At 53.1% G+C, this 15,259-nt stretch carries 14 protein-coding genes; 11 read left to right on the plus strand and 3 right to left on the minus strand.

Going from position 1 to position 15,259, the window contains the following annotated elements; all coding sequences use genetic code 11:
- The first annotated feature begins 110 nt into the window (after positions 1–110).
- The 6 genes from SH449x_RS23455 to SH449x_RS23480 all read left to right on the plus strand — a co-directional run bounded on the left by SH449x_RS23455 (position 111) and on the right by SH449x_RS23480 (position 3,285).
- A complete protein-coding gene (locus SH449x_RS23455; RefSeq protein WP_482378512.1) occupies positions 111–746 on the plus strand; it encodes a DUF6088 family protein in 636 nt (211 codons plus the stop codon).
- Complete coding sequence (locus tag SH449x_RS23460) at positions 743–1,774, plus strand: nucleotidyl transferase AbiEii/AbiGii toxin family protein (protein WP_482378513.1); 1,032 nt, start codon at positions 743–745, stop codon at positions 1,772–1,774. Before SH449x_RS23455 ends, SH449x_RS23460 begins: the two co-directional genes overlap by 4 nt.
- Positions 1,771–1,911, plus strand: coding sequence for a hypothetical protein (locus SH449x_RS23465; RefSeq protein ID WP_482378514.1), 141 nt, complete (start codon positions 1,771–1,773; stop codon positions 1,909–1,911). The genes SH449x_RS23460 and SH449x_RS23465 overlap by 4 nt, the downstream gene beginning before the upstream one ends.
- A gap of 180 nt (positions 1,912–2,091) precedes the next feature.
- Positions 2,092–2,400, plus strand: coding sequence for a hypothetical protein (locus SH449x_RS23470; RefSeq protein ID WP_482378515.1), 309 nt, complete (start codon positions 2,092–2,094; stop codon positions 2,398–2,400).
- Complete coding sequence (locus SH449x_RS23475) at positions 2,397–2,693, plus strand: DUF4145 domain-containing protein (protein WP_482378516.1); 297 nt, start codon at positions 2,397–2,399, stop codon at positions 2,691–2,693. The genes SH449x_RS23470 and SH449x_RS23475 overlap by 4 nt, the downstream gene beginning before the upstream one ends.
- A 7-nt stretch (positions 2,694–2,700) precedes the next feature.
- Complete coding sequence (locus SH449x_RS23480) at positions 2,701–3,285, plus strand: type I restriction-modification enzyme R subunit C-terminal domain-containing protein (protein ID WP_482378517.1); 585 nt, start codon at positions 2,701–2,703, stop codon at positions 3,283–3,285.
- 51 nt (positions 3,286–3,336) lie between these two features.
- Here SH449x_RS23480 and SH449x_RS23485 read toward each other — a convergent pair whose 3' ends face one another.
- The gene (locus SH449x_RS23485) at positions 3,337–4,299 is read right to left on the minus strand and encodes a hypothetical protein (protein ID WP_482378518.1); all 963 of its coding nucleotides are present in this window, start codon (positions 4,297–4,299) and stop codon (positions 3,337–3,339) included.
- Positions 4,300–4,856: 557 nt separating this feature from the next.
- On the opposite strand from SH449x_RS23485, the gene SH449x_RS23490 reads away from it, so the two are divergent.
- The 5 genes from SH449x_RS23490 to SH449x_RS23510 all read left to right on the plus strand — a co-directional run bounded on the left by SH449x_RS23490 (position 4,857) and on the right by SH449x_RS23510 (position 9,777).
- Entirely contained in the window at positions 4,857–5,915 is a 1,059-nt protein-coding gene (locus SH449x_RS23490) for a DUF1559 family PulG-like putative transporter (protein ID WP_482378519.1), read from the plus strand.
- A gap of 57 nt (positions 5,916–5,972) precedes the next feature.
- Positions 5,973–6,695 (plus strand): PepSY-associated TM helix domain-containing protein, encoded by a 723-nt coding sequence (locus SH449x_RS23495; RefSeq protein WP_482378520.1) that lies wholly within the window; start codon positions 5,973–5,975, stop codon positions 6,693–6,695.
- A gap of 29 nt (positions 6,696–6,724) precedes the next feature.
- Positions 6,725–7,267, plus strand: coding sequence for a DUF2271 domain-containing protein (locus tag SH449x_RS23500; protein WP_482378521.1), 543 nt, complete (start codon positions 6,725–6,727; stop codon positions 7,265–7,267).
- A gap of 27 nt (positions 7,268–7,294) precedes the next feature.
- A complete protein-coding gene (locus SH449x_RS23505) occupies positions 7,295–8,098 on the plus strand; it encodes a DUF4198 domain-containing protein (protein ID WP_482378522.1) in 804 nt (267 codons plus the stop codon).
- 527 nt (positions 8,099–8,625) lie between these two features.
- Complete coding sequence (locus SH449x_RS23510; protein ID WP_482378499.1) at positions 8,626–9,777, plus strand: IS110 family RNA-guided transposase; 1,152 nt, start codon at positions 8,626–8,628, stop codon at positions 9,775–9,777.
- A 483-nt stretch (positions 9,778–10,260) separates the two neighbouring features.
- Here the strand turns inward: SH449x_RS23510 and SH449x_RS23515 are convergent, their stop codons facing one another.
- Both SH449x_RS23515 and SH449x_RS23520 read right to left on the minus strand, forming a co-directional pair.
- Positions 10,261–11,700, minus strand: a complete 1,440-nt coding sequence (locus tag SH449x_RS23515; protein WP_482378523.1) for a DUF1501 domain-containing protein — start codon at positions 11,698–11,700, stop codon at positions 10,261–10,263.
- Positions 11,700–14,918 (minus strand): PSD1 and planctomycete cytochrome C domain-containing protein, encoded by a 3,219-nt coding sequence (locus tag SH449x_RS23520; protein WP_482378524.1) that lies wholly within the window; start codon positions 14,916–14,918, stop codon positions 11,700–11,702. Before SH449x_RS23520 ends, SH449x_RS23515 begins: the two co-directional genes overlap by 1 nt.
- Positions 14,919–15,259 lie beyond the last annotated feature (341 nt).

A 15,259-nucleotide genomic window follows, 5' to 3' on the forward strand; every position in this document is an offset into this window, starting at 1 on the left:
GGGGTACTAACTGCTGTTCGTCCGAGGATGTTTTGTCAGAAAAACTGGGGCGTTTTTCTGACAAAACGTCGTTGATATTGTAATAAAAACAGGGTACTATTTATTACAACATGACTGGCTCAAAATCACCGCAAAGCATCGAATCTCGCATCTTTTCCCGCATCAGACGCTGGGGGGCAGGTACTGTCGTGCTTCCCAACCATTTTGTCGACATTGGCAGCCGAGACGCGGTCGGTATTGCTCTGCACCGACTGGTTAAAACTGGGCAAATCCGCCGAATAGCCCGTGGCATCTACGACCTGCCGCGAACGGATCCACTGCTCGGTCAAATGTCGCCCACGATCGAGGCGATTACCAAGGCTTTAACGTCGCGTGATCGCATTACTTTGCAACCGACCGGTTCCTATGCACTCAATTTGCTTGGGCTGTCCGAGCAGGTTCCCGCCAAGGTCGTCTTTCTCACAGACGGCGTCAGTCGAAACATCAAGATCGAGCCAATGACGATCGAGTTACGTCATACGACTCCTCGCAATATGGCAACTGCTGGTCGACTGAGCGGTTTGTTAATTCAGGCCTTTCGGTCCTTGGGTAAAGAGCATGTGACAGCGGCCAGGATTGAAAAACTCAAGAAAACAATTCCGCTTGTTGAGCGGCGCAAATTGCTCAAAGACCTAGCGCTGGCTCCGGCGTGGATGCACAACATCTTTCGCGATCTAGCCGAGAGTTCTGAAGCAGGCACAAAATGAGCTCCATGTTTTTGCAATTGTCAGAAGATCGTCGTCTTAAGGCAATAGAGGAATGCGGCGCCCGTCAACATATCTCACCGGTCATCATCGAAAAGGATTTTTGGGTTTGCTGGGTATTGTCGACTTTATTTCGATCATCCTTTGCGGATCAATTGGTATTCAAAGGCGGAACGTCGCTGTCAAAAGTGTTTAATGCCGTGGATCGGTTTTCGGAAGACATCGACTTGTCGCTCTCGCCAGAGTTTTTGGGATTGCCCGTCCCTAGTCCGAGTCGCAATCAAGCTAACAAATGGATGACGCGGGCCGAGGCGGCTTGTACGGACGCAGTTCGCGATTCCATTCAACCGGAATTGGTGCGCTTGATGGAAAGGGACTTGACCGCTGCCAGCGTTGCTTTTAGCGGGGACGAGCAACTGGTCTTCGAGATCGATCGGCAATCGAACTCACCGGTGTTGCTGTTCTACTACCCAACGATGCTGCCTGCGGGACTGGACTACTTGAAACGATCCGTCAAATTGGAATTCGGCTCGCTTACTGAACAACGTCCCACTGGACGGCATCCCGTCTCACCCTGGTTGGCCAATACTTTCCCACAAGCGTTCCCCGATTGGTCCTGCGACGTGGTGGCACTGGAGATTGAACGAACTTTCTGGGAGAAGGCAACGATCTTGCACGCAGAATTCTTTCGGCCAGAAGGTAAACCGACCCCCGACAGGTTTTCGCGACATTATGCTGATACGGTAGCCTTAGCAAAACATCCGGATGGACAGAGAGCGCGTAGGCTGGGCGAGGTCCGAGCAAAAGTAGTCGATTGGAAGTCCCGCTTTTTCGGAAGCTCCTGGGCGAGATACGATTTAGCTGTTCCAGGTTCCTTTCGTCTTGTTCCGCCAGAGAGCCGCGTAGATGCGTTACGGCAAGATTATCAGGCGATGCGAGATATGTATCTGTCCGAACCGCTCACATTTAACGAGCTCATTCGTCAGCTCTCTGAATTGGAAGCTGAAATCAATCGCGAAGCCACAGCATGAGCAACTTGCTGCTGAAAGAGGCCGGATGGCCGCTGGATCAAAAACGTGATCGCGAGTTTCCTGTTATTGGAATGCCGAATCGTAGCCTTTCGCTCCGCGAGAGTGTCGTTGATCGCTTCGCGATCATAACGTTTTGATTGCGGAGCAATCAACGACAATAAATTCACAGCCTATCCGCGAAAGTAGCGAACTGCAACGATAATTCGGCGCTACTTTCGCGGAGCGAAAGGCGACGATAGCGCAAAATCCGCTTCCACGGCATTCGATCACCAGCCATAATGGGTGCTACCCAGTTACACGATTTCCGAGGTGCTTTCATGGATACCATTCGAACAACCGTCCAGAATGGGCGAATAGACGTCCAAGTTGCCGCCGACTTACCAGACGGCACAGCGGTCGAAATTCGGAATGTCCCAGCATCAGCGGATTACAAGCCGGGTGACGGAGTCCAGGATGAAACTCCCGAGGAAATCGAAGCCTCGATAGAAAGGTTGATGTCCATCGAGCCCTTGATTTTTTCTCCTGACGATCAGGCCGCGCGGGATGCGGCCCAGGCCGAGAGAAAACGCTGGGAAAAAGAGCATTTCATGGAATGGTCCGACCGAATCGCGGACGATTTCAAGTGAAACGATTTTTGCTTGATTCCAACGCAGTCAACGATCTGATGCGCCGGCAAGAAAACGTCCTGGCCAACTACACTTACGCTCGGCGGGCTCTGGAATTGGCCGTGGCTTGGGCGTATAAGTTCGATCGGTTGCTCAAGCTGCCTTACCAAGACAATATCGCAGCACTGATCCACGAGCCGACCTTCAAGCAAACGGCTGGCGAAGCGGTCTTTAACAAGGCCAAAGTCATCGTCAAGCTGGGCAACCAAGCCGTACATAGCCACCGCGATATTCCGCAATTAGAACCTCGATAATTTTGTCGTGCGAGCGAAAAGACGATCGTTTGAGCGGCTGCGAGAACAAGTGGTCAAGATCGCGAGCCTGTTGGAGGAGAAGCATACTATCCCCATGGTTGGCAAGCAGATGACCTACATTCAGGATGTTCAAAGGGAGGAGTGGTGGCAGGACGTCAATATACCTATGCTGGAAATCATTCGACGCCGATTGCGTGATTTGGTGCAGTTCATCGAGAGAAGGGAACACAAACCGATCTACACGAACTTTGAAGACGAAATGGGTGAGGAATCCAACATCGAGCAAGCGAAGCAAGAGAATGAGAGTTTCGGTATCTTTGTTCGGACACTGGTGGGGCTGGACCGCGAAGTCGCGAAGGGGCTATTCAACGAGTTTCTGTCGGGTACGACTTACAACGCCAATCAGATCGAGTTCATCAATCTGATTATTAATCAGCTAGTGGATCACGGTATCGTCGATATCGGTCTGCTGTACGAGTCCCCTTTTACTGACATCTCGCCGACCGGCCCCGACGCTCTTTTCACCGTAGAACAAGTCAATCGCATCATGCAGTTGCTCGAAGAGATCCGATTAACCGCATTGGCAGCCTAGGGATTAAGGAACTTGGAGCCAAGGGTAACTCCCAGGGGATTCACGGTACTCTTAGAAGCCTGAGAATCTTCGGATGGGTCCTACGACGTAGCCTGGATTGTTCTGCATGGCTATAAAGGACGCTTGATTGGAATCTCGTCCAGGCACCACCACCGACAAGGGAAATCCAACGACACCAGGACCCGGGAACATATACACCTCCCAAAGCGACGTTACTCCGGCCTGTACGGAATTCATCAACAATTGCATCCTAGCTATTTCCATCATCTCCGTCTGTTGCTGTTGGTACGCAGATGCACGCGACTGCAAGTAGAGATCATGCTGACGCTGCCTTTCGGCTTGCTCCTCCGCAGAACGCTCCACCTTTAGATCCGCTTGCCACTGCTCATAAGCGGACTTTAAGCTTGCCATCGCCGATGAAGTGAAGAAGAACAAAGGAACAGCGTATTCATCCCCGTTGGGAAACTCGATAACCAACGCCTCGCAAGAATAGGTGTTGATTTTCGTGCGTTGCGAAACGACCCAGTCGTCAAACTGACGCTTGGTGTTGAACGTTCTGTTTTCAAAATGCCCGACAATGTACGGTAGCATCTTTTGATAGATCTCGGGCAGATTATCGAATAGTCGATCGTTCACGTACAGCTTGCCACGTCTTCGTTGCAACGACAAGTCTTTCTGGACAAAACTGACGGCGCGTCCAAAGACGTTGAGCCCATTCTTAAGCTCCCACGAATGCTTTTCTCCCTGCTGCCTGAACTCGTTATCCGCCTCTTGAGACAGGACGTACTCTCGGTCTTGTTCGGATAAATCCGACAGAGAAACCGCTAGCAGCTCCCGACCCTTCTCCGGCTTATCTAGCTTTATGACAGCCTCGTCGTCGTTTGCGGCGAGCAGCGTTCCCCGGATTTTAAAGTTGCCACTGGCATCGGACCATTCCCGTGTGTCGCCAAAAGTATGCGATGCCAGGCTTAGAATTGCTGTGCAAACCAAAGCTCGCCAAAATCGTTGTGTCATTCGTTCACTTTCTTAAATGTGTTTCCGCTTGTGTTTTCGCTAAGGAGCATTTTTATACCGTGCTAATTCCGCCCGCAACCGCTCTGCTTCCTGTTCCGGATCGTAGCATCGCGATGCTCGTCGGTTTCGCCCATGGGTCGCCCGTCTGATTCTGGATAATAGGTCGTCTTGATCTCGATACCACTCATCTCCACACCGCCTCAAAGCCAGACATCGCTCGCTTTCTAAACATTCGCCGATACGCCCCATTCTATCTCGTTTCCGATCAGGAAATCAGAATCCTGGCAAAGAATTATTAAGCCGCTCTTGCACCAAAACGAGATATTGCTATCCTTGTTGAGACTGAATGTCAACAAGGCTTGCGGTTTCTAGGGATTGTTTCAGAACTCCTCACCAATTGAAGCTTTTGTTGGATTTCTCAGTTGCCAAGCCAGCCAAAATCTCCGGTGCAGGGCATTTGCCCTCCCGTCTGACCAAGTAGCCAGCCAGGTTCCTTAGTACCAACGCGATAGTGATTCGCGTTCGGTTCCCCTATCTCAACCCTGGAGCTATAGAACATGAAGCGGAAATTTCCGTCGGTTCGCGGAGCATTTACGCTGGTCGAACTGCTAGTCGTCATTGCTATCATTGGAATCCTCGTTGGGCTGCTGCTGCCTGCCGTTCAAGCGGCCCGAGAAGCGGCTCGCCGAAGCCAGTGCTTGAACAATCTCAAGCAGATTTCGCTTGCCATGATGCAGTTTGAACATGTCAACAAGCACTTTCCCTATTCCCGAACGGGCTCTCTCTGGCGAACGCTCCCTTACATTGAGCAAACGACCCTCGCCGAGCAGTTCATGGCGGCTCGACATCCGACCCAGCCGCATGGGTTCAATGGACAGCTCACCGTTGGTTGGCCAGCCGACTTGCGTGCTAGTTTCAATGCTCGTGTCTCGACTTTTCAATGCCCTAGCTCCCCATCAGAGCGAGAGTTCACGCTGACCGATTCCGCCGGTCCCTTTCAAGTTCAGTCGACCGACTACACCACGCCTCGCATTCCTGCCATCCGCCCAGTTGGACATCCGCTTTGGTATCAATCCGGCGAACCGCAAATGAATTTTAACACCGCTATGAGCCCGTCGGATTCTCGCAGCACCGATCCTCGTCGACGTGGTGCAACAGCGGCTGCGATCACCGATGGTTTCAGCAACACAATGTTGTATTACGAGTGCGCCGGATCCCCGGGGCGATTCGTTCTTGGCAAACGAATGGCGACAGGTGCTGTTCAGTTAGCGTGGGCTGGAGCTGGAGACGGAGTCAAAATGCGAGCTTACCGCGCGGACAACCTCGCGGGGCTTACCTCGCCAACCAATAGCGGCCTAGGCCCCAACGGCTCACCAAATCCACCAACGAATCCCACCGATCCTACGCGTCCCTCGGCGTGGGAAGCCACGATCGACAACGGCACCTATCGATTCCTGAATCATACGAATTCCTCGCAACCCTACAGCTTCCACACCGGTGGAATCATGATCAGCCTCTGCGATGGTTCGGCTCGTATGATTTCAGACAGTATTGATGCCGCCACGTTTCTCAATTTGATGTTGCGTGATGACGGGCAGGTCTTGGGCGAGTTTTAACCAACAATATCAGTCACCTAGGCGGCGTCAGTTCTCAAAGAACTTGCGGCGATTTACATGTCAAGCATTTCGAGTCCAAAATCAGATTCGCTAACCAAGGCTCCGGCCACATCAGGGAACGCCAAGAGAACGAATCGCAAATCGTTCTTGGCGAAACAGTTCCTGGTGTGGCACTGGGTCAGCAGCGCGATCTGCTTGTTTGCCATGCTATTCTTTGCCGTAACTGGTATCACGCTGAACCATGCCGCTAGCCTTTCGTCCAAAGCAAAGGTACAAACCAATAGTTGCACCTTGCCAGAGCATTTGCTTAGCAAACTCTCCGATGACAAAATCTCTTATGTAGATTCCAACAATGCTGAAGACTCGTCGCAAGCACAAGTGGGCAAACCGCTTCCTCGGGAAGTCGCGAATTGGATTCGTAGCCAGCTCGCGGTTCATGTCTCGCACAAAGCGGCTGAGTGGGATGCTGGCGAAATCTACATCAGTCTGCCTCGGCCCGGGGGTGACGCTTGGTTGACGATTGATCGATCAACGGGCGAGGTTAACTACGAATCGACAAGCCAGGGAGTTGTTGCTTACCTGAATGATTTACATAAAGGACGCAACACCGGGGCCCAGTGGGCTTGGTTCATCGACATTTTTTCGATCGCATGCGTTGTCTTTTGCCTGACAGGCTTGGGTTTACTCTGGGTACATGCCAAGCGACGACCATCGACCTGGCCGGTCGTTTTAGCCGGAGCCCTAGTTCCCGTGTTGATCATTATTTTCTTCGTTCATTAACGCTCGGAAACACTTCATCCATTACACCTATGAATCTGAATCGCTCTCTCACAATTATGGTGCCGCTGTTGGCGACTGGAGCTCTGCACCAACAAGCTAGTTCTGCGGATATCGAACTGACTATCGAGGTGCCTCGTTTGGACGTTGGCCAATACCACCGCCCCTACGTGGCTGGCTGGATAGAGGACGCCGACAACGCACATGTCGCTGACCTCACGGTTTGGTACGACCTGGAAATGAAGAACGGTCAAGGAGAGACGTGGCTCAAGGATCTGCGTCAATGGTGGCGCAAAAGTGGGCGCAGTGCCACGCTACCGATTGACGGGATCAGCAGCCCGACGCGCCCAGTTGGTCACCATACCGTGGAATTGCCTCTCTCGAAGATCAAACTCCCCCCCAAGGAGAACAGCCAGTACAGCTTGGTCGTCGAAGCGGCTCGTGAAGTCGGTGGCCGTGAACTGGTTCGCATCCCATTTACGTGGGACGGCAAGAAAGCTGTGTCCGTGACTGGCTCTGGCAAAACAGAACTTGGTGAAATCAAATTCGTCCTCACTCCCCCTCAAACAAAATAGTCCCCTCAACCCATTAGGAATCGCACAATGAAAATGCGCAATCTGTTTACGTTAGCACTAATCGCATGTCTTTCGCAACCCGCTCTCGCACACCGCTTTTGGATCGTTCCCTCTACTACGGTTCTTTCGGGCGAAAAACCTTGGATCACGGTGGATGCCGCGATTTCCAACAGTCTTTTCTTTGCGGATCACGCAGCTCCGGCTATCGAGATGTTCACAGTGACGGGGCCCGATGGCAAGGAGGTTCCACTTCAGAATGCCATGAAAGGGAAGTATCGCACGACCTTTGACATTCAACTCCCAGTGTCTGGTACCTATCGCATCAGCACGGTTCGGGCCTCTATGAATGCCTCCTATGAAGAAAACGGCGAGACCAAGCGTTGGCGGGGTTCTGCACAAGAATTCGAGGCCGCCGGATTGAAGGATAAGCCCAGCTTGCAAGTGAGCAAGATGGTGTCTCGCGTCGAAACATTTGTCACCAGCGGAGAACCATCGCTCGAGGCACTTGCTCCTTCGGGCGAAGGCCTCGAGTTATCGGTTGCTAAGACCCACCCGAACGATTTATTCGCTGGCGAACCCGCTACATTCGTACTCCTTAACGATGGTAAACCAGCCGCCAATGTCGAGGTGGTACTGATTAAGGGTGATGATCGCTATCGTTCGGAGCCCGGCGAAGTCAAGGTGACGACAAATGCCGAAGGAGTTTTCGAGCTGAGTTTTCCCGAAGCAGGAAGATATTGGCTCAATGCCAACGCAAGTAGCAGCGGACAATCGGGCTCGCCGACCGCAAGATACTCCTACACAGCGACCTTCGAGGTATTGCCCCAGTAAAACACTAGCCCGCTAAGCAAGGGGATCAAACGCATGCTCCGTCGTTTAACCGCACGCCCAACGGGCTGCGCTGGGCGTTCTAACTCGGAGATGATCGCGCGGTTTAGGTGACTTTACCCTGGGTCGCTATCATAGGCCGAAGCGTCAGCGCATGCTCCGTCGTTTAACCGCACGCCCAACGGGCTGCGTTAGGCGTTCTAACCCGGAGATGATCGCGCGGTTTAGGTGACTTTACCTTGGGTCGCTATCATGGGCCGAAGCGTCAGCGCATGCTCCGTCGTTTAACCGCACGCCCAACGGGCTGCGTTAGGCTTTCTAACCCAGAGATGATCGCGCGGTTTAGGTGACTAAACCCTGGGTTGCTATCATGGGCCGCCCCTGGAGACCGCAGCGCAGGGCGATGCCCACGCGGATAGGTATGAAAAAGCAACTTGCTGCACCTCGAATTACAATCGAGCAGTTAGCCCATAATCCTTGTGGTGCAGCAAGTTGCTTCCATTCTATCCCAAATCCCTGAAAGTTCCATCATGTCGCAAATTCTAGATTTCCCGCAAATTCCTGTGTTCGCCGGGTTAGATTACCATCAAGATTCCGTGCAAGTCTGCGTTCTGGACCAGGATGGCAAGAAACTTCTCAACCGCTCGGTCGCCAATTCTACACCTCTGATTTTTAGTACCCTTACCCAGTTCGGTACCCCTCTTCGCATTGGTGTGGAAGCGTGTTGCGGAGCTGCGAACTTAGCCGACGAGCTGGTAACGCAATACAACCTGCCCGTTCAGTTAGCCCATCCCGGTTACGTTAACCGCATGAAACGCTCTCCTGACAAAACCGATTTCGGTGATGCACAAATGCTTGCCGATCTATCACGCGTCAACTACCTGCCCAAGGTTTGGCTAGCTCCCAGCTATCTGCGTGAACTGCGCCGACTGGTGCGGCACCGTGGCCAATTAGTCAAACGACGCACTGAAACCAAGCTACGCATCCGTGGCTTGTTACGCGAGAATCGCGTTAAGTGTCCAGAGCCTGTTACGGCTTGGAGCAAGCCTTGGTTGGCGTGGCTACAACAAGGAGCCTCACTGAGTCCTTCGGACAAATGGGTGCTCAAAGACCACCTGATAGAGCTCAATTCCTTGACCGAACGCATCGGAGCGACCGAGGCGCAAATCTCCGAACAAACCAAAGACGATCCTGTGATTGTCGAGCTTCTTAAGCTCAAAGGGGTTGGACTAATCACAGCTGTGACGTTGAGGGCTGAGATTGGCCGTGTCGACCGCTTCTTGACAGGAAAGCAGTTGGCCCGTTTCTGTGGTGTGACACCTCGCAATGCCAGCAGTGGTGCTAGGCAAGCCGATGCGGGTTTAATCCGCGCCGGTAATCCAGACTTGCGTTGCTTGTTGATCGAGTTAGCACACCGTCTGATTCGCTATGACGAGTCCTGGCAAAAGCTGGCCTACTCGCTGATCTCGCAGGGCAAACACCGCAACGTGGCCGTGGCTGCTGTGGCCAATCGTTGGGTGCGAAAGTTGTTTCACCTTTGGAGAGCGGACTTCACTCCGAACATGGATTTTTTAAGGGATGGCAGGGTCGATAGAATCTCATCTAAATCCGAGCCGTCACCCAAGAAAAAGAGCCTGAAGAAAGCTCCTCAGGCTCGACGAGATTCCCCCGCCCTGACCTGATTATCCCTTGTGAGGTTGCTTCCCAGCAGAGCCACACTCCGTTTCACCAGGCGTTTTTTAAGTTAGTAAGCGTAACGATTTAATCAAGGAAAAATTCAGTAAGACATTCAGTGATCTTCGGGGAAAGGTGAGCTCGAGTTTAACCTGGGCCACAATCAACATGGGGCTCGTCTGCGGATGGGGCAGCCTTTCCCTCTTTCGAAAACAGCCAAATGGGCTATCCCATAACTGGGAGATGCTCGGATAGAGGAAGGGGATTACCGAATGGAACAACACTGAGCATTTCCGCGAAAAAAATCGTTCACGACTACTTGACGTTATCCGTTTTTCATAGAGGTTAAACGACTTTTTCAAACTTCACCCTTCTCACTTCAAACTTCTTCCGCCCCTGGAGAACGCAGCGCGGGGCGATGCCCACGCGGTTAAACAACGAGGCTGCACTGGAGGTCGCAGCGCAGGGCGTTGCCAGTGGGAGGTAAACGATTAGGATAGAATCTCGTGTACGACTCTGGCAGGTTCCACGCCGGTCAGCTTCCAGTCTAAGCCCTGGCTCTTGTACGTGAACCGCTCGTGATCGATTCCCATCAAATGAAGGATCGTCGCGTGAATGTCGTGCACCGATACCCGATCCTCTACGGCATGATAGCCCAACTCATCGGTCGATCCGAAACTAAAGCCTGGCTTGAATCCACCCCCTGCAAACCACATTGTAAAGCCAGCTAAGTGATGGTCGCGACCGTTCCCCTGTGCCATCGGTGTTCGCCCAAACTCGGAACCGAAAATCACAATCGTATCCTTGAGCATGTCTCGCTGCTTCAAATCCGTTAGCAATGCCGCGACTCCTTGATCGACCTCTTTCGCAGAACCAGCCGAGTGCGACTTTACCTCACCGTGATGATCCCAATCTCGGTGATACAACTGAATAAATCGCACTCCACGTTCCGCCAATCGTCGCGCAAATAAACAATTCGAGCCGAACGAGCCATCCCCAGGCTTCGATCCATACATGTCAAGAGTCTCCTGAGTCTCTCCTTGCAAATCCATCAACTCCGGAACGCTTGACTGCATGCGGAAGGCCAGTTCATACTGGTTGATCCGAGTCGTGATCTCAGGATCTTGAAGCCGTTGGTTGGCGAGCCGATTCAGAATTTGTGCCGTATCGACGACACCTCGCTGCATGTGTTCCGAGACCCCTTGTGGCTGCCCGACGTAGGAAACGGGATCCCCTTTGCTTCGAAACTCCACACCTTGGAACTGGCCGGGGATAAAGCCTGAGTGCCACTGACGAGCAGCGATGGGTTGCTTTTGACCGTAGTTACCAGTTGATACCATGACGACAAAGCCAGGCAAGTTCTCAGCTTCGCTTCCTAGACCGTATAACAGCCAGGAACCCATCGCAGGTCGCCCAGGTATCATCGAGCCGGTATTCATGAACGTATGAGCCGGATCGTGATTGATGGCATCGGTATGAAGAGAGCGAACGATGCAGATATCGTCCGCGCACTTCTCCGCCACATGAGGCCAAATCTCGGAGATCATTTGTCCCGATTGCCCCCATTTCTTGAAGGGATGCTGCGGGCCGAAACAGTTGAGCTTTGCACCTTGAAGCTGCGCGATCTGCTGCCCCTTGGTTACCGATTCGGGCATCGGCTTGCCATGCATTTCGGCCAACTTCTCTTTGTAATCAAACGTGTCGAGATGGGTCATGCCACCCGCCATGTAGAGCCAAATCACTCGCTTGGCCCGTGGCGGTACGTGAAAGGGTTGGATCACTCCGGTCCAACGATTGGTTTCGCTCTTGATTTCGTCATGGATCGCGCGAGCATCCTTTCCAATCAAAGATGCTGCGGCCATCGCTCCAAGGCTTAGTCCTGAACGTGTTACAAAGGTTCGACGACCGATTGCGTTTGGCAGGGGAAACATTAGTACCTCGTAATCACTTCATGTAGGTTGAGAATGGTGCGGGCGACATTGGTCCATGCGGCCAATTCGATCGTGTCCTTACCAGCGGGTAGAGGATACTGCCCCACTTGTAAGAGCTTGCTCGCGGATTCAGGACTGTTCTTGTACTCTGTTCTAGCTTGATCGAGCAATGAAGCCAGAACGGCAATCTCCTCGGCAATTGCTGCTCGGGCGAGTCCTCGCTCCACAGCAAACGAAATTTTCTGCTCATCGGTCTCGCCTCCCTTTTCCAGGATGGCTGTCGCGAAGACTCTGGCGGCCTCGACATAAGTCGGATCGTTCAGGAGCACCAATGATTGCAGTGGTGTGTTGGATCGAGGACGATCGGCCGTGCACTCCTCACGCGATGGGGCATCAAAAGCCATAAGGCTTGGGTGCAAGTACTGACGTTGCCAGTGAGTATAAAGTCCTCGGCGATAAAGCTGGTCTGCTCGGCTGTTCTCCCACTCGCGTTGCGGAAAGTTGAGATAGGACCAATACCCCGGTGGCTGATAAGGTTTCACACTCTTGCCACCAATGCGGGTGACCAAAAGACCACTTACGGCCAGAGCGTTGTCGCGAATGAGCTCCGCTTCGAGTCGGAAACGACCCTGTCTAGCCAACCATCGGTTGTCCGGGTCCGCTTGCCACGCCTCTTCACTAGGGAGCGAGGAACGCTGATAGGCATCCGACAGCAGTATTTCTCTCACCAATTCTTTTACGTTCCAACCCGATTCGATAAATCGTGCGGCGAGGTAGTCGAGCAGTTCCGGATGCAAGGGCGGTTCGCCTTGTGCACCGAAATCATCCAAGCTCCTTGAAAGCCCTTGTCCAAAAAACAACTTCCATAGGCGATTCACAGTCACCCGGGCGGTGAGTGGATTGTCGGGGGAGGTGATCCAATTGGCGAGATCGAGTCGCGTCAGTCGCTCCCCTGCGGATACCTTTTGAAACGAGGGGACAGAAATCGCCGCAGGAAAACCAGGCTCGACCTCTTCGCCAGTTTCGTCCATCCAGTTACCCCGCGCCAAAACGCGCACCGTTCTCGGTTTAACCGGCTTCGTGACCAGCGTGATCGGAATCGATCTTTCGAGCTGCTCCTTCTGCTTGGTTAGTTTTGCAAGCTCGTCTCGCTCCGTGGCGAGCAGCGGCGTTAGCGCGAGGAAGTGTTTTCGAATTTGTTCTCGTTCATCGGCCGTTCGATCGTCGACTGGTTTAGGAAGGATCGACGCGATTTCTGGTGGTGTCATCAGCTCCGAAACGCTCTCGGTGCTGCGACTTGTTCCTGAAAGACGAAAGCGTCCCAGTGTATGTTTCGGGTTATCGAGATTCTGGGCTAATTCGATCTCGAGCAATCTGCCATCGGCGACGCTTTTTACGATGTCCTCTTGTTCGGATGATTCGTTGTTCGGTGCATCGAATTGCTGCGAGACAGGGTTTTGAAACTGAAAGACTGCTTGATTGGGCTTTCCAGCTTGTTCCATAATGGCCCAACCCCATTTGGCCCCCTTGACGTCCTTGTCGATGGCAGCGGCGACCGCCCATTTGCCGTAGGGATTGCCGCCAGCGGCACCGGTTTGTTCGTAGGACGCGATAGCTGCCGCAAAGTCGTGAACGATAGGATCACTCCCCTCTCGAAGGGTTCTCGCTACGATCTCGCTGAGAACAAAGTTCCCGTTTCCCGCTCGGCCAGGTCCCTTGTTGGGCAGAGAATCGTCGGGAAGAACTTCTAATCGAATTGCCGACAGACCTGAGGCAGGAATCTTAATTGTCGCGATGTAAGAGTCGGTGTCTGGATTGTCGCCGCTCGCCAAAATCGAACCGTCGTCCAATGTCTTGAGCTCGGCACCGTTCTTGGACCGGATCGATTGAATCTCCAACGGGAACCAATGAGTCTGCGATTGCTCCCACGACTGTTGGGCTTGCATTAGCTCATCGGTCGAGGTGCTGAGTTTCTTTTTAATGGCTTCGATACCGGCCTGAAGCTGTGCGAGTTCACTTGACTGTTCGGGAGTGGGGACGGAAACATGCGGTCCCCAAATGCCGGTGTCATGATTACCTGGGTAAAGTCCCACCTCGTCGATGTCGGCGAAGAAGGCCTCCATCTGGTAAAACTCTTTGGCTGAGAGGGGATCGAATTTATGATCGTGGCACTCAGAGCACCCCATCGTCATGGCCATCCAAGTTCCCGAAACATTGCGCACTCGTTCGGCGATGTATTTGGACAGGTACTCTTTGGGCTGAACGCCACCTTCGGCACTCATCATGCCGAGCCGGTTGTAGCCGGACGCGATTTGGTCGGTCAAGCTGGGCTCGGGAACGAGATCGCCCGCGATTTGCTCTCTGGTGAATTGGTCGAACGGTTTATTTTCGTTGAACGAACGAATCACATAGTCGCGGTAAGGGGACATGCTCATGTCTTGGTCGCCATGGTACCCGACGGTGTCCGCGTAGCGCACTAAATCGAGCCACCATATGGCCATTCGCTCTCCGAAGTGAGGTGAATTCAGGAGGCGGTCAACGACACTCTCGTAATGGGCATCCGACGGATCACGGATGTAGTCTCCCACGACCCCTTGATCGAGATCCCCATCGCGAGGCGGAAGCCCGATCGTGTCGAAGTGAATTCTTCGCATGAGAGTAAACGGATCGGCCTTTGGGGATGGCTTGATACCTCGAGCTTGCAAAACGCGATTAATGCGAGAGTCAATCGATACCTGGTTCGTTGACGAGCTTGCGTCGGATTGTGATTCGTTTCTTCGAAGAGGCAGAAAGGCCCAGTGCGATTCGTACACGGCACCTTGCTCGATCCAACGCCGGATCAAGGCGACTTGTTCGGCGGTGAGCGACTTGTGGCTCGCGGCCGGGGGCATTCGCTCGTACTCTTCGGTCGTGATGATACGTCGGAATAGCTCGCTCTCGTCGGGGCGACCTGGTTTTACAACACCGGGAAGATCTGTTTCTCCGATCAGACCTGCTTGGGTGTCGAGTCGCAAGTCGGCTTCTCGTTTGTTGTTGTCCGGTCCGTGGCAGAAGATGCAATTGTCCGACAAGATCGGTCGGATATCGCGGTTGAACTCGACGCGGTCTGCGGATTTGTCGGCAGCATTCCCGGTTGCTACTGCCGCCTCGTTAAAATCTTGCTGAGGTTGGAACGCGTGAACAGAAGCGGCATGGGAGCTGGTGAACAGTGCTGCCATGGCAAGCCACAAAAGGGAGCAGCTTGTCCAGGTCGAGTTTTGTGCAACGCAACATCTGCGACCATCGATAGAAAATCCCGTTTGCATCGACGCTGAGCTTGTGAGAGACGAAACGATCATCCGCATGGAGTGAACCCGTTGTGGAACGAAAGGAGGGACAGAACGTAGGCGATCTGGTGGCGGCTTAGGCAGGACCGAGCGGGAGTCGTGTCCCCCTTACCGGCAATCCCATTGTAATTGATTTTGCGTCTCGGTTAACATGCCCAAATCGCACTTCTGGCGAATCCCCCTTCAATTCTTCAATTTTTGTTGCTCAACGCGCGAGGAACCGCTAGCATACG

The organism is Brakhagea baltica (assembly GCF_052161605.1).
Lineage (GTDB): Bacteria > Planctomycetota > Planctomycetia > Pirellulales > Pirellulaceae > JBKCUI01.

Coding starts and splice junctions, on each gene's coding strand:
- SH449x_RS23455 (WP_482378512.1), top strand. CDS start 111: ATGACTGGCTCAAAATCACCGCAAAGCATCGAATCTCGCATCTTTTCC.
- SH449x_RS23460 (WP_482378513.1), top strand. CDS start 743: ATGAGCTCCATGTTTTTGCAATTGTCAGAAGATCGTCGTCTTAAGGCA.
- SH449x_RS23465 (WP_482378514.1), top strand. CDS start 1,771: ATGAGCAACTTGCTGCTGAAAGAGGCCGGATGGCCGCTGGATCAAAAA.
- SH449x_RS23470 (WP_482378515.1), top strand. CDS start 2,092: ATGGATACCATTCGAACAACCGTCCAGAATGGGCGAATAGACGTCCAA.
- SH449x_RS23485 (WP_482378518.1), bottom strand. CDS start 4,299: ATGACACAACGATTTTGGCGAGCTTTGGTTTGCACAGCAATTCTAAGC.
- SH449x_RS23490 (WP_482378519.1), top strand. CDS start 4,857: ATGAAGCGGAAATTTCCGTCGGTTCGCGGAGCATTTACGCTGGTCGAA.
- SH449x_RS23495 (WP_482378520.1), top strand. CDS start 5,973: ATGTCAAGCATTTCGAGTCCAAAATCAGATTCGCTAACCAAGGCTCCG.
- SH449x_RS23500 (WP_482378521.1), top strand. CDS start 6,725: ATGAATCTGAATCGCTCTCTCACAATTATGGTGCCGCTGTTGGCGACT.
- SH449x_RS23505 (WP_482378522.1), top strand. CDS start 7,295: ATGAAAATGCGCAATCTGTTTACGTTAGCACTAATCGCATGTCTTTCG.
- SH449x_RS23510 (WP_482378499.1), top strand. CDS start 8,626: ATGTCGCAAATTCTAGATTTCCCGCAAATTCCTGTGTTCGCCGGGTTA.
- SH449x_RS23515 (WP_482378523.1), bottom strand. CDS start 11,700: ATGTTTCCCCTGCCAAACGCAATCGGTCGTCGAACCTTTGTAACACGT.
- SH449x_RS23520 (WP_482378524.1), bottom strand. CDS start 14,918: ATGGCAGCACTGTTCACCAGCTCCCATGCCGCTTCTGTTCACGCGTTC.